Source organism: Halopseudomonas phragmitis, from assembly GCF_002056295.1.
GTDB lineage: Bacteria > Pseudomonadota > Gammaproteobacteria > Pseudomonadales > Pseudomonadaceae > Halopseudomonas > Halopseudomonas phragmitis.
In genome coordinates, this window is sequence record NZ_CP020100.1 from 629,056 (window position 1) to 643,631 (window position 14,576).

The window sequence follows — 14,576 nt, forward strand, 5'->3', positions numbered from 1 at the left end:
CTCGCGCCTGGTTAAACCGGCATTCTCATGATTTCATCGAAGGCGCTGCTCATCTTATTGCGCACCTGCACCAGCGCTGCGAACGACAGACTGGCTTTCTGACTCTGGATCATCGCCCCGACCAGATCCTTGCTCTTGCCACTATCGACATCGGCCAGCGCTTGACTGGCCAGATGCTGCTCGCTATCAATCGTGCGCAGCACATCCGTAAAGGCCTGCCCCACCCCGCCAACCGGCGGCTTGTCCAGCGCTGCACGCACCACCGCGCCCGAAGACGCCGCCTGCATCTGGCTCATGCGCTCGAGCATCTGCTGCTGTACCTGGGTAATCGAATTCATCCTGCCCTTTCTCCTTACACGGGAATCTGCACGCCCTGCTCACGCATGGCGTTCAACCGGTAGCGCAAAGCGCGCGGGGTCATCCCCAGACGCTCGGCAGCCTTGGCCTTGTGCCCGCCGCACTGGCGGATGGTGTCAATCACATGCTGATACTCGGCCCATTTGCCGCTGGCCTTGAGCGCGGCCTTGCCGGTCTCACTGACCGGAGCCAATTGCCGGGCTTCAGTGCCGGACAGCTCCTGGACAGCCAGACCCAGATCACAGGGCTGGATGAAAAGCCCATTGCGCAGAACCAGCGCTCGCTGCAGGGTGTTTTCCAGCTCCCGGACATTACCCGGCCAGTCATGCTGCATCAGCGCCTGACAGGCTGCCTGGGTGAGCAGTTCCTGATGTGCTTCATGGGGGGCATACTTACGAATGAACTGGCGCGCCAAGGGGATCACATCTTCCTTGCGCTCACGCAGCGGCATCAATTGCAGCGGCAGTACATCCAGGCGGAACATCAAATCAGCACGGAACCGTCCGGCCTCAACCTCGGCCTGCAGATCACGGTTGGTGGCCGCGATGATACGCACGTCCAGATGGATTTCCCGCTGACCGCCCAGACGCTCAACCCGCTGCTCCTGTAGCACTCTGAGCAGTTTGGCCTGCAGCGCCAGTGGCAACTCCCCGATCTCGTCCAGCAACAGCGTGCCGCCATTGGCCTGCTCGAATTTGCCCGGCTGGGCGCTGACCGCACCGGTAAAGGCTCCACGCTCATGACCAAACAGGATCGACTCCAGCATGGCTTCCGGAATCGCCGCACAGTTGACTGCAACAAAGGGAGCCTCGGCACTGCTTGAGAAACGATGGATATAGCGCGCCATCATTTCCTTGCCGGTCCCGGTTTCACCGCTGATCATGATTGGCGCTCGGGTCATGGCTACCCGCTGAGCCATCGCCAGCAGCCGACGCCCGGCGTGTGAACAAGAGACAAAGTCTTCTTGGGCCAGCTCGGCCTGACGGACCCGGTGCAGCAGTTGAAACAACTGCTGATCACTGAACGGGCTGAGCAGATAGTCAATGCAACCCAACTCCAGCAGCGTCGCCGCCTTTTCCTGGTCCTGGTATTCAACAATCGGCACTACACTCAAACCCGGCCAGCGACGGGTCAGGCGTGCGACCTGGTCATACAGTCCGCTCGGCTCAAGCCCACTGACCAGTACCAGCAGCAAACCAGCACCACTGAGGCGGCGCTCATCCAACTGCTCCAGACTGGCAACGCGATGCACCTGACAGCCGGCTGCCCGCAGACCTCGGGACAGGGAGACGTCATGGTCCTGATCCTCAACGCCGGCAATCACCACCCCTCCGGTCACGACCAGATCGGCGCCGCCTTGCGACTCGCTGTAGTTCATTGCCTGACTGAGATGCTTCACCGTGTATCACCTGTCGTTTTTTTGCGACGCAGTTAACAGTTTTCTTTTCACAGGACTGAAATAATTTCATCCGTCAGTCGCCTTGTTATGTTCTGTGGCGACCAATGCGCACGGACATTAGCAACGCCCATACTCAATCCGTGAATTACTTTCTCTAAATAGATATCAAAAGCGCATATCAGCGCCTGCTGATGTAATTTGATATCTATTGATTTAATCCCCAGCCCTTACCCCCCCTAGACTGCCAGTCCATCCGCCATGGTCGACGCAGCGCGCCTGCGCACATCACCGGCGTCATGGACAATCGGCCAGCCGGGCCTGCCTTAAATGCACTCGGCCGCGCTCAACGAGGCAACAGTTACTACCTGGGAAAGCAGTTCACACATGATTGGTAATTCGAAAGTCCACCATGGCGTGCCGGCCGATGCCCTGGTCAAATTGAAACCTCACAAGCTGGGGCGCCACTATCACAAGGTGCCGCAGTACATCAGCGAAGCCGCCAACAAATACCCGCGCCTGATCGGCGACTACTTCCTGCGCAACTTCCGCATCAATCTGGAACTACAAGGTGTCAGTGTCAGCGAACAGATCGCTAGCGAACCTGACTGCCTGTTCCGCTCCGAACTGGGCAAGATCGGCTTCTCGATTTCTCGCCCGCTGCTGGCTGAGGCGTTGGAGTGCTATTACGGCGGCACTACCCTGCCAAGCCACGAGGCCACACCAATCAGCACCTCAGAGCAGCGTATGCGTGATCGCCTGGGTCGGGATATCGCCGAGATTTTCGGTCGGGTGATCATGGCTGGCACCAGCCTCGGTCAGCTTGAGGCTCATGACAACGCCTATGACCAGCCGCTGTGGGAGTACCTGGTCGAGTTCTCGCTGACCAGCCACCTGACCTCGACCACCGCATCGCTATTCATCTATCTGGACAATCAGTTGGCCGACCTGTTGACCAGCAAGATGGCCCTGCCAGGCAGCAGCCAGCCGGCAGGCGATCCGCTGAGCAACATCAAGCGCCTGCCGGTGCGCCTGGAATGCGTGCTGGCCTCGGTACAGATGTCCCTGGCCGACGTACTGGCACTGCAACCGGACGACATTCTCATGATCCGCATGCATGAGCGCTGCGATGTCCGTATCAACCAGCAAAAACTGTTTCGCGGGGCCATCTTCGAAGATGACGGCGCCCTTTGTCTTACCTCTCTGGAAAGCGTGAAGAGCCCATGAACGAACAACTCAGCGACCAAGAACTCGACAACCTGATCAACGATGGCGACCTGCAACTTGACGATGAACCCGTCGCCGCCAGTCTCAGCGAGGCCAGCCCACGACTACCGCAACAGGATTTGAGCTTCTTCGGCAAGATTCCGGTACAGGTCACTCTGGAGGTCGCCTCCGTTCAGTTGCCGCTCAAGGACCTGATGGACGTCGATGCCAGCAGCGTGATTGCACTCGACAAGCTGGCGGGCGAGCCACTGGACGTGAAGGTCAACGGCGCACAGTTCGCCAAGGCCGAAGTCGTGGTGGTCAATGGCAGCTATGGCCTGCGCATCCTCGAACTCAGCGGCACCGGCTTGAAAGACCTGACCGCATGAGCCTGCTACGCCGTCTGACCCTGACTATCCTGCCACTGTTGCTGGGCCTGAGCCCGGCCCTGGCCCAGGCGGCGGGAGGCGAGATTTCGCTGTTCTCGCTGAACGAGACCGAGGACGGCCAGGAACTCAGCGTCAAGCTGCAAATTCTGATCATCATGACCCTGCTCGGCTTTCTGCCAGCCATGCTGATGCTGATGACCTGCTTTACCCGCTTCATCATCGTGCTGGCGATTCTGCGCCAGGCCATCGGCCTGCAGCAAAGCCCGCCCAACAACGTATTGATCGGCATTGCACTGTGCATGACCCTGTTGGTCATGCGCCCAGTTTGGCAGGACATGTACAGCAACGCCTATGAACCGTTCCAGGCCGATGAAATCAGCCTGGAGCAGGGCCTGGGTGAAGCCAGGACCATTCTCAGCCGGTTCATGCTGGCGCAAACCAATGAAACCGCGCTCTACACCATCGTCTCGCTGGTCGACGAGGAAATTCCCGAGGATCTGGAAAGCATCGACTTCACCCTGCTGCTGCCGGCTTTTGTGCTCAGCGAACTGAAGACGGCCTTTCAGCTCGGCTTCATGATCTTTGTCCCATTCCTGGTGATCGATCTGGTGGTGGCCAGCGTACTGATGGCCATGGGCATGATGATGCTCTCACCGATGATGATCTCACTGCCGTTCAAGCTGATGATTTTCGTGCTGGTCGATGGCTGGAGCCTGATGATCGGCACGCTGACCACCAGCGTACAACCCTATTGAGGCCACCATGCTGACACCGGAAAATGCCGTCGCGCTGATCGCCCACGCGGTTTACATCATCGGCTTGGTCGTCTGCATCCTGGTGATTCCCAGCCTGATCGGCGGCCTGATCGTCAGTATTTTCCAGGCCGCGACCCAGATCAATGAGCAGATGCTGAGCTTTCTGCCACGCCTGCTGATCACCCTGGGCATGCTGGTGTTCGCCGGGCACTGGATCTTGCGCACACTCAGCGAACTGTTCATCGAAACCTTCCAGCAGGCCGGCCATCTGGTCGGCTGAACCCATGTCCGCCACTGAAGCGCTGTTTGACGCCAATCGCTACCTGCTGCTGGTACAAAGTTACTGGTGGCCGTTCTGCCGCATCCTTGCCGTGTTCACCCTGGCGCCCATGTTCAGCCACAAGGCCCTGTCATTGCCTGTGCGCATTCTGCTGGCCCTGGCTCTAACCCTGGCGCTGGGTGGCGCCCTGCCCACCCCACCGCTGCTTGACCCGCTGTCGCTGGCCGGGCTGCTGGCAACCCTGGAACAGATTGCCTTCGGCCTGATGCTCGGGCTGTCGCTACAGCTGGTATTCACCGTCTACAGCCTGGTCGGGGAAATAATCTCGACCCAGATGGGTATGAGCATGGCGCGCTACAACGACCCACAGAACGGCGTCTCGTCTTCATCAATCCTCTACCAACTGTACTTCACCCTGCTGGTGTTTCTGTACTTTGCCATTGATGGCCACCTGGTCACCGTCAGCATCCTGTACCAGAGCTTCGTCTACTGGCCGATCGGCAGCGGCCTGCACTTTACCGGCATGGCCAGCACCCTGTACGCCATCAGTTGGGTTCTGTCCGCCGCCGTGCTGATCGCCCTGCCGATGGTGTTCTGCATGACTCTGATCCTGTTCAGCTTCGGCCTGCTCAACCGCATTTCACCGGCGATGAATCTGTTCGCCCTAGGCTTCCCAATTGCCATTCTCACCGGCTGGATGGCGATCTTCTTCACCTTGCCGAACATGTCGGAAAGCTATCTGCTGCTAACCCGGCAACTGCTCGACAACCTCGGCATAGTGTTGCTGGAGTAACCATGTCCGAGCAGAACGCCAGCAGTCAGGAAAAAACCGAGCAGCCCACCGCGCACAAACTCAAGAACAGCAAGCGCGAAGGTCAGGTTGCCCGCTCCAAGGATCTGGCAACCACCGTTTCGCTGCTGATCACCCTGCTGGTGCTGAAGTTCAGCTTCGGGCTGTTCTACGAAGGCCTGCAGGACCTGTTCCGACTGTCGTACATCAACTTTCACCAGAGCGAAATAAGCCTGGATGATCTCAGCCTGATTCTCGGCCACAACCTGTTGGTGTTCATCAAGCTGATGTTGCCCCTGCTGATAACCACCCTACTGGTCATAGTGCTGTCACTGATCCCCGGCGGCTGGGTGTTCTCATCCAAGAACTTCATGCCCAAGCTCAGCAAGCTCAATCCGATCACAGGGCTCGGGCGGATCTTTTCCGCTCAGAACTGGACCGAACTACTCAAGTCGATCCTCAAGGTCGTAGTGCTGTGCGCCACCGCAGTCATCCTGCTGCTGGCTACCGCTCCCAAGTTCATGGCCTTGCAGCGCGTGGACATCCATACCGCGATCAGTGGCGCCATGACCTTGGCATTCTATCTGGCGATGATGTTGATTGTGGTGTTCATCCTGTTCTCCCTGATCGACATCCCCCTGCAGAAATTCTTCTTTACCAAGAAGATGCGCATGACCAAACAGGAGGTAAAGGAAGAGCACAAGAATCAGGAAGGCAGGCCAGAGATCAAGGCCCGAATCAAGCAATTGCAACGCCAGTTGCTGCAACGCCAGATCAGCCGGGTCATCAAGGATGCCGACGTGGTGATCGTCAACCCACAGCACTATGCCGTTGCCCTGCGCTACGATCTGGACAAGGCCGAAGCTCCCTACGTGCTGGCCAAGGGCGTTGATGAAACCGCCCTGTATATCCGCAAGATGGCCAACGCCCATAACCTGGAAGTAGTCGAGGCGCCGCCGCTGGCGCGCGCGGTCTACTACAGCACCCAGGTCAATCAGCAGATACCCATGCCGCTCTATACCGCGGTGGCCCACGTACTGACCTATGTATTGCAGCTCAAGGCCTGGCGCCAGGGGCGCCGCAGCAAACCGGAGCTGGCCAGCCAGTTGCCGATTCCCGAATCACTGATCCGTTGAGACCCGACCAGCCATGAAGCCTTATCAGCAACTGATGCCCATCCTGACCTCCGGCCAGATCGGTATACCCCTGGTCATTCTGTCGATTCTGGCAATGATCATTCTGCCGCTGCCGCCGCTGCTGCTGGATATCCTGTTCACCTTCAACATCTCCATGGCCGTGCTGGTGCTGATGGTCAGCGTCTCGGCCAAGCGGCCGCTGGACTTCTCCCTGTTTCCCACGGTAATTCTGATCACCACCCTGCTGCGCCTGACGCTCAACGTCGCCTCAACCCGGGTCGTGCTGTTGGAAGGTCACAACGGCAGTGATGCCGCTGGCAAGGTGATCCAAGCTTTCGGTGAGGTGGTCATCGGCGGCAACTTCATCGTCGGCCTGATTGTTTTCGTGATCCTGATGATCATCAACTTCATGGTGGTCACCAAGGGTGGCGAGCGAATATCCGAGGTCACCGCGCGGTTTACCCTCGATGCCCTGCCCGGCAAGCAGATGGCTATCGACGCCGACCTCAACGCCGGGCTGGTTACCCAGGAGGAAGCCAAGCAGCGGCGCCAGGAAGTCGCCAAGGAAGCCGACTTCTACGGCGCCATGGATGGAGCCGCCAAATTCGTTCGCGGTGATGCCATCGCTGGCATTCTGATTCTGCTGATCAACTTGTTTGGCGGCTTCGCCATCGGCCTGTTCATCTACGATCTGTCTGCAGGCGATGCATTCCAGCAGTATGCCCTGCTGACCATTGGTGATGGTCTGGTCGCCCAGATTCCCGCACTACTGCTATCAACCGCCGCAGCCATCATCGTCACCCGCATCAACGAGTCAGCAGCCATCACTTCGCAAGTACGCAAGCAGATGCTGGCCTCGCCAACCCTGATCTACACCGTGGCCGGCATCCTGTTCGTGCTTGCTTTGGTCCCCGGCATGCCACACATGGCGTTCCTGGGATTTGCCGCCTTGCTCGGGTTCATCGGCTGGTGCGTATCTCGCTTCCAACCAGTTGATGAAGCCAGCGGTGTTGAGCAGGCCGAAGCGCTCAGCCAGGCCATGGAACGCGAACGGCTTCAGACGTTGGAGTGGAGCGACATTCCTCTGGTCGAGCGGATCTCCATCGCCCTAGGGTACAAACTGGTCAACCTGGTCAGCCCTGAAACCGGCGCGCCACTGCCGCAACGGGTACGCGGGGTACGCCAGACCCTCTCCGAATCGCTTGGCTTTCTCCTGCCGGAAGTACAGATCCGCGACAGTTTGCGGCTCAAAGCCTCGCAGTATCAGATCCACATTAATGGCGACAAGGTCGAGTCGGCTGAACTGCATGCCGATCGGCTGATGGCGATACCCTCACCAGAAACCTATGGCGAGCTGGATGGCATTATCGGCATCGACCCGGCCTATGGCATGCAGGTAGTCTGGATCAATCCCGAGGACAAGCCCCGGGCACTCAACCTCGGCTATCAGGTCATTGACTGCTCCAGCGTGATCGCCACCCACCTGAACAAGATCGTGCGCGAACAGCTGCCGGAAATCTTCAAGCATGATGATGTCGAACAGCTGATGCAGCGTCTGGCGCTCCAGGCCCCCAAGCTGGCCGAAAGTCTCAAGGCCCAGCTCAATCATACTCAGCAACACCGGGTTTATCGGCAACTGTTGCAGGAGCAAGTCTCGCTACGCGATATCGTCAGCATAGCCACCGCTATGCTTGAGAGCAGTGAAAGTACCAAGGACCCGCTACTGATTGCTTCGGATGTACGCTACGCGCTGCGTCGCAGCATCGTTTCAAGCATCGCCGGCGATCGTAGCGAGCTGGCCGTATTCATCCTCGACAATGGCTTGGAGAATACGCTGATGAGCGCCTTGAGCGCAGCCCAGCAGGCCGGCCCGGTCAGCCTCGACAGCATTCCCGTCGAACCCAATCTGCTCAACCAGTTGCAGAACAGTATGCCGGTGGTGAAGGAAAAACTGCGCAAGGAAGGCCACCCACCGATCCTGGTCGTCATGCCCCAGCTCCGCCCCCTGCTGGCCCGTTATGCCAAGGTGTTCAGCCCAGGACTGCACGTACTGTCTCAGAATGAAATCCCCGAGCGGGTCGGCGTCAATATCCTCGGTACCCTGGGCTGATCAGCCCGGGGATTTACTCGCTCGCTTGGCTCGCATCCCCGCGACCAGGCGAGCAAACTCCTCGGATGGCTGGTGCAGCGAGCACCCGGACTCATGATAGCCGGTCCGGATATTCTCCTGGCACCACAAACAGATGACCTCAACATCCAACATCTGCATCTTCCCCTCCTCGTCGCGTAGGCGAATCTGCAGTGCTACCGGCACATCCAGCGCCATGGGCTCATCGCTGAGCAGCTTGAAGCCCCCTTCGGAAATGTCCCCGACATAACCAATCAATCGCCCAGTGTCACGGTCCGCGACTTTGATGCGGAAGATCGAACGAAACACCATACGGCTTTGCTCACGCACAGATAAATCCCCTGGCTTTTGTTCTAGTCTGCGCAAGAACAAGGCGACCAGCGAATTATGAAGATTAAGGGGAGAGCAGGGCTTGCAGGCAGCAGTCGCATTGTTCAGAGGCTAAGAGCCAGCCAGTTTTCTTGGCCCAAAGAAGAAACCCCGATCTGCATGCAGACCGGGGTTTCGGTATAGGAGCTTGACGATGACCTACTCTCACATGGGGAAGCCCCACACTACCATCGGCGATGCGTCGTTTCACTGCTGAGTTCGGAATGGGATCAGGTGGTTCCAACGCTCTATGGTCGTCAAGCAATTCTTTAGCGGTGTCGTGTTAGCTGGTAGCTTTCACGCCATCGCGAATTGGGTGTTGTGATTGAAGCACATGCTAGGTTTGCAATCTCATGTGGAGCTCCACATTGTCTGTACGGTGTCTTGCCACACCCCAGATTGCTTGGGTGTTATATGGTCAAGCCACACGGGCAATTAGTACTGGTTAGCTCAACGCCTCACAACGCTTACACACCCAGCCTATCAACGTCGTAGTCTTCGACGGCCCTTTAGGGGAGTCAAGCTCCCGGTGAGATCTCATCTTGAGGCAAGTTTCCCGCTTAGATGCTTTCAGCGGTTATCTTTTCCGAACGTAGCTACCCGGCAATGCGTCTGGCGACACAACCGGAACACCAGAGGTTCGTCCAACCCGGTCCTCTCGTACTAAGGTCAGCCCCTCTCAAATCTCAAACGTCCACGGCAGATAGGGACCGAACTGTCTCACGACGTTCTAAACCCAGCTCGCGTACCACTTTAAATGGCGAACAGCCATACCCTTGGGACCGGCTTCAGCCCCAGGATGTGATGAGCCGACATCGAGGTGCCAAACACCGCCGTCGATATGAACTCTTGGGCGGTATCAGCCTGTTATCCCCGGAGTACCTTTTATCCGTTGAGCGATGGCCCTTCCATACAGAACCACCGGATCACTAAGACCTACTTTCGTACCTGCTCGACGTGTTGGTCTCGCAGTCAAGCGCGCTTTTGCCTTTATACTCTACGCACGATTTCCGACCGTGCTGAGCGCACCTTCGTACTCCTCCGTTACTCTTTGGGAGGAGACCGCCCCAGTCAAACTACCCACCATACACTGTCCTCGATCCGGATAACGGACCAGAGTTAGAACCTCAAAGTTGCCAGGGTGGTATTTCAAGGTTGGCTCCACGCAGACTGGCGTCCACGCTTCAAAGCCTCCCACCTATCCTACACAAACAAATTCAAAGTCCAGTGCAAAGCTATAGTAAAGGTTCACGGGGTCTTTCCGTCTAGCCGCGGATACACTGCATCTTCACAGCGATTTCAATTTCACTGAGTCTCGGGTGGAGACAGCGCCGCCATCATTACGCCATTCGTGCAGGTCGGAACTTACCCGACAAGGAATTTCGCTACCTTAGGACCGTTATAGTTACGGCCGCCGTTTACCGGGGCTTCGATCAAGAGCTTCGCCGAAGCTAACCCCATCAATTAACCTTCCGGCACCGGGCAGGCGTCACACCCTATACGTCCACTTTCGTGTTTGCAGAGTGCTGTGTTTTTAATAAACAGTTGCAGCGGCCTGGTATCTTCGACTGGCATGGGCTTACGGAGCAAGTCCTTCACCCTCACCAGCGCACCTTCTCCCGAAGTTACGGTGCCATTTTGCCTAGTTCCTTCACCCGAGTTCTCTCAAGCGCCTTGGTATTCTCTACCTGACCACCTGTGTCGGTTTGGGGTACGATTTCTAGTTACCTGAAGCTTAGAGGCTTTTCCTGGAAGCATGGCATCAACCACTTCGCATTCTAAAAGAACGCTCGTCATCAGTTCTCGGCCTTGAGATCCCGGATTTGCCTAAGATCTCGGCCTACCACCTTAAACACGGACAACCAACGCCGTGCTGGCCTAGCCTTCTCCGTCCCCCCATCGCAGTAACTAGAAGTACGGGAATATTAACCCGTTTCCCATCGACTACGCCTTTCGGCCTCGCCTTAGGGGTCGACTCACCCTGCGTCGATTAACGTTGCGCAGGAACCCTTGGTCTTCCGGCGAGGGAGTTTTTCACTCCCTTTGTCGTTACTCATGTCAGCATTCGCACTTCTGATACCTCCAGCCAACTTCTCAATTGACCTTCACAGGCTTACAGAACGCTCCTCTACCGCTCATCCTAAGATGAACCCGTAGCTTCGGTGTATGGTTTGAGCCCCGTTACATCTTCCGCGCAGGCCGACTCGACTAGTGAGCTATTACGCTTTCTTTAAAGGATGGCTGCTTCTAAGCCAACCTCCTAGCTGTCTAAGCCTTCCCACATCGTTTCCCACTTAACCATAACTTTGGGACCTTAGCTGACGGTCTGGGTTGTTTCCCTTTTCACGACGGACGTTAGCACCCGCCGTGTGTCTCCCGTGCTCGCACTCGCTGGTATTCGGAGTTTGCATCGGTTTGGTAAGTCGGGATGACCCCCTAGCCGAAACAGTGCTCTACCCCCAGCGGTGATACACGAGGCGCTACCTAAATAGCTTTCGAGGAGAACCAGCTATCTCCGAGCTTGATTAGCCTTTCACTCCTATCCACAAGTCATCCGCTAACTTTTCAACGGTAGTCGGTTCGGTCCTCCAGTGCCTGTTACGGCACCTTCAACCTGCCCATGGATAGATCGCCCGGTTTCGGGTCTATACCCAGCGACTAAACGCCCTATTAAGACTCGGTTTCCCTACGCCTCCCCTAGACGGTTAAGCTCGCCACTGAATATAAGTCGCTGACCCATTATACAAAAGGTACGCAGTCACAGAACAAGTCTGCTCCCACTGCTTGTACGCATACGGTTTCAGGTTCTATTTCACTCCCCTCACAGGGGTTCTTTTCGCCTTTCCCTCACGGTACTGGTTCACTATCGGTCAGTCAGGAGTATTTAGCCTTGGAGGATGGTCCCCCCATGTTCAGTCAACGTTTCACGTGCGCCGACCTACTCGATTTCACGGCTAAGAGTCTTTCGTGTACGGGGCTATCACCCACTATGGCCGCACTTTCCAGAGCGTTCCACTAAACTCAAAACCGCTTAAGGGCTGGTCCCCGTTCGCTCGCCACTACTTGGGGAATCTCGGTTGATTTCTTTTCCTCAGGGTACTTAGATGTTTCAGTTCCCCTGGTTCGCCTCACACACCTATGGATTCAGTGTGTAATACCCGTCTTATGACGGGTGGGTTTCCCCATTCAGACATCTCCGGATCAAAGGTTGTTTGCCACCTCCCCGAAGCTTTTCGCAGGCTACCACGTCTTTCATCGCCTCTGACTGCCAAGGCATCCACCGTATGCGCTTATTCACTTGACCATATAACCCCAAACAATCTGTCAATCGGGCGAACCCGTTTAACACATCGTTAGAAGTCTGGCCGTGACACTGATTCACGACAATCCGGAACTTGCACTTGAGATTACAAGTTTACCTTAGCCACATCGCATGCAGTGAAACATGCCATGTGCTGTACTTCTATCACATTACCCAAATTTTTAAAGAACGTTCTGGTTCAAAGACCAGACAGCAATGATCACCAACTACGGATCATTCTTGTCTGAACTCTGCGGCGATATATGAGCAGTACCTGCTGCTGACCATCTACTGACCAACTGCGAGATGGTGGAGCCAAGCGGGATCGAACCGCTGACCTCCTGCGTGCAAGGCAGGCGCTCTCCCAGCTGAGCTATGGCCCCGTAGACCTTCACACCTCGACAATTGGTGGGTCTGGGCAGATTCGAACTGCCGACCTCACCCTTATCAGGGGTGCGCTCTAACCAACTGAGCTACAGACCCAATCGTCCGGGCTTGTGCAGCTCTGCGAGCCACATCCCAATCGCCTCTTTCCAGGGAATCAAGTAATTCGTGTGAGTGCTTGAAAGCGTCGTGATCTTTCGATTAAGGAGGTGATCCAGCCGCAGGTTCCCCTACGGCTACCTTGTTACGACTTCACCCCAGTCATGAATCACACCGTGGTAACCGTCCTCCCGAAGGTTAGACTAGCTACTTCTGGTGCAACCCACTCCCATGGTGTGACGGGCGGTGTGTACAAGGCCCGGGAACGTATTCACCGCGACATTCTGATTCGCGATTACTAGCGATTCCGACTTCATGGAGTCGAGTTGCAGACTCCAATCCGGACTACGAACGGTTTTAAGGGATTAGCTCCACCTCGCGGCTTGGCAACCCTCTGTACCGCCCATTGTAGCACGTGTGTAGCCCTGGCCGTAAGGGCCATGATGACTTGACGTCATCCCCACCTTCCTCCGGTTTGTCACCGGCAGTCTCCTTAGAGTGCCCACCATAACGTGCTGGTAACTAAGGACAAGGGTTGCGCTCGTTACGGGACTTAACCCAACATCTCACGACACGAGCTGACGACAGCCATGCAGCACCTGTGTCTGAGTTCCCGAAGGCACCAATCCATCTCTGGAAAGTTCTCAGCATGTCAAGGCCAGGTAAGGTTCTTCGCGTTGCTTCGAATTAAACCACATGCTCCACCGCTTGTGCGGGCCCCCGTCAATTCATTTGAGTTTTAACCTTGCGGCCGTACTCCCCAGGCGGTCAACTTAGTGCGTTAGCTGCGCCACTAAAATCTCAAGGATTCCAACGGCTAGTTGACATCGTTTACGGCGTGGACTACCAGGGTATCTAATCCTGTTTGCTCCCCACGCTTTCGCACCTCAGCGTCAGTATCAGTCCAGGTGGTCGCCTTCGCCACTGGTGTTCCTTCCTATATCTACGCATTTCACCGCTACACAGGAAATTCCACCACCCTCTACTGTACTCTAGCCAGGCAGTTATGGATGCAGTTCCCAGGTTGAGCCCGGGGATTTCACACCCATCTTACCTAGCCGCCTACGCGCGCTTTACGCCCAGTAATTCCGATTAACGCTTGCACCCTCTGTATTACCGCGGCTGCTGGCACAGAGTTAGCCGGTGCTTATTCTGTTGGTAACGTCAAAACAGCAGAGTATTAATCTACTGCCCTTCCTCCCAACTTAAAGTGCTTTACAATCCGAAGACCTTCTTCACACACGCGGCATGGCTGGATCAGGCTTGCGCCCATTGTCCAATATTCCCCACTGCTGCCTCCCGTAGGAGTCTGGACCGTGTCTCAGTTCCAGTGTGACTGATCATCCTCTCAGACCAGTTACGGATCGTCGCCTTGGTGAGCCATTACCTCACCAACAAGCTAATCCGACCTAGGCTCATCTGATAGCGCAAGGCCCGAAGGTCCCCTGCTTTCTCCCGTAGGACGTATGCGGTATTAGCGTTCCTTTCGAAACGTTGTCCCCCACTACCAGGCAGATTCCTAGGCATTACTCACCCGTCCGCCGCTGAATCCAGGAGCAAGCTCCCTTCATCCGCTCGACTTGCATGTGTTAGGCCTGCCGCCAGCGTTCAATCTGAGCCATGATCAAACTCTTCAGTTCAAATCAATTTGGGTTTTGAGAAAACCCTAAACTTGGCTCAGCCGTACAAATAAACTCATGAATTCACAGAGTTACTTGCTTAGGCTGATAATCATGCGATCATCAATCCACTCACAAGCACCCACACGAATTACTTGATTCCAATTTTTTAAAGAGCGATTCGGCTTGCGTTTCCGCTTAACCAAGGCCGCGCATTTTACGCTAACCTTCTAATCTGTCAAGCATTTTTTTGAGCTTTCGTTGCGAGCAACACCACCTCAAAAACCGCTTGAGCGACCCGGCCAGTCAGTGACTTTGCCGTGCCAGGGAGGCGCATTCTACAGCACTCAAAACCGCTGTCAACACC

General features: G+C 56.2%; 10 protein-coding genes, 2 tRNA genes and 3 rRNA genes. 7 read left to right on the forward strand and 8 right to left on the reverse strand.

Going from position 1 to position 14,576, the window contains the following annotated elements; genetic code table 11:
- Positions 1-11: 11 nt before the first annotated feature.
- Positions 12-338: a flagellar hook-basal body complex protein FliE gene (gene fliE, locus BVH74_RS02835; RefSeq protein ID WP_080048617.1), complete on the reverse strand. Its 327-nt coding sequence runs from the start codon at positions 336-338 to the stop codon at positions 12-14.
- A 14-nt stretch (positions 339-352) separates the two neighbouring features.
- Positions 353-1,756, reverse strand: a complete 1,404-nt coding sequence (locus tag BVH74_RS02840) for a sigma-54-dependent transcriptional regulator (protein ID WP_231705559.1) — start codon at positions 1,754-1,756, stop codon at positions 353-355.
- Between the two features lie 384 nt (positions 1,757-2,140).
- On the opposite strand from BVH74_RS02840, the gene BVH74_RS02845 reads away from it, so the two are divergent.
- Genes BVH74_RS02845 through BVH74_RS02875 form a run of 7 tightly spaced genes read left to right on the forward strand, consistent with a single transcriptional unit; the run spans position 2,141 to position 8,419 of the window.
- Positions 2,141-2,980 carry a FliM/FliN family flagellar motor switch protein gene (locus BVH74_RS02845; RefSeq protein ID WP_080048618.1) on the forward strand — a complete coding sequence of 280 codons (840 nt, stop codon included), beginning with the start codon at positions 2,141-2,143 and terminating at the stop codon, positions 2,978-2,980.
- Positions 2,977-3,348 (forward strand): FliM/FliN family flagellar motor switch protein, encoded by a 372-nt coding sequence (locus tag BVH74_RS02850; protein WP_080048619.1) that lies wholly within the window; start codon positions 2,977-2,979, stop codon positions 3,346-3,348. Before BVH74_RS02845 ends, BVH74_RS02850 begins: the two co-directional genes overlap by 4 nt.
- Positions 3,345-4,103 carry a flagellar type III secretion system pore protein FliP gene (gene fliP, locus BVH74_RS02855; RefSeq protein WP_080048620.1) on the forward strand — a complete coding sequence of 253 codons (759 nt, stop codon included), beginning with the start codon at positions 3,345-3,347 and terminating at the stop codon, positions 4,101-4,103. Before BVH74_RS02850 ends, fliP begins: the two co-directional genes overlap by 4 nt.
- Before the next feature lie 7 nt (positions 4,104-4,110).
- Positions 4,111-4,383, forward strand: a complete 273-nt coding sequence (locus tag BVH74_RS02860) for a flagellar biosynthetic protein FliQ (protein ID WP_080048621.1) — start codon at positions 4,111-4,113, stop codon at positions 4,381-4,383.
- 4 nt (positions 4,384-4,387) lie between these two features.
- On the forward strand, positions 4,388-5,176 hold the full coding sequence (locus tag BVH74_RS02865; RefSeq protein WP_080048622.1) for a flagellar biosynthetic protein FliR: 789 nt from the start codon (positions 4,388-4,390) through the stop codon (positions 5,174-5,176).
- A gap of 2 nt (positions 5,177-5,178) precedes the next feature.
- Positions 5,179-6,309 carry a flagellar biosynthesis protein FlhB gene (gene flhB, locus BVH74_RS02870; protein WP_080048623.1) on the forward strand — a complete coding sequence of 377 codons (1,131 nt, stop codon included), beginning with the start codon at positions 5,179-5,181 and terminating at the stop codon, positions 6,307-6,309.
- A gap of 13 nt (positions 6,310-6,322) precedes the next feature.
- Positions 6,323-8,419, forward strand: coding sequence for a flagellar biosynthesis protein FlhA (locus BVH74_RS02875; protein WP_080048624.1), 2,097 nt, complete (start codon positions 6,323-6,325; stop codon positions 8,417-8,419).
- Here the strand turns inward: BVH74_RS02875 and BVH74_RS02880 are convergent, their stop codons facing one another.
- From BVH74_RS02880 to BVH74_RS02905, 6 genes are all read right to left on the reverse strand, one after another.
- Positions 8,420-8,767, reverse strand: coding sequence for a PilZ domain-containing protein (locus tag BVH74_RS02880; RefSeq protein ID WP_080048625.1), 348 nt, complete (start codon positions 8,765-8,767; stop codon positions 8,420-8,422). It abuts the gene before it with no gap.
- A gap of 185 nt (positions 8,768-8,952) precedes the next feature.
- Positions 8,953-9,068: ribosomal RNA gene (rrf, locus tag BVH74_RS02885) — 5S ribosomal RNA — on the reverse strand.
- Positions 9,069-9,220: 152 nt separating this feature from the next.
- Positions 9,221-12,110: ribosomal RNA gene (locus BVH74_RS02890) — 23S ribosomal RNA — on the reverse strand.
- 304 nt (positions 12,111-12,414) lie between these two features.
- Positions 12,415-12,490 (reverse strand) — tRNA-Ala (locus BVH74_RS02895).
- 23 nt (positions 12,491-12,513) lie between these two features.
- Positions 12,514-12,590 (reverse strand) — tRNA-Ile (locus BVH74_RS02900).
- Between the two features lie 103 nt (positions 12,591-12,693).
- Positions 12,694-14,230: ribosomal RNA gene (locus BVH74_RS02905) — 16S ribosomal RNA — on the reverse strand.
- The 16S, 23S and 5S rRNA genes sit together here with 2 tRNA genes alongside, the layout of an rRNA operon.
- Positions 14,231-14,576 lie beyond the last annotated feature (346 nt).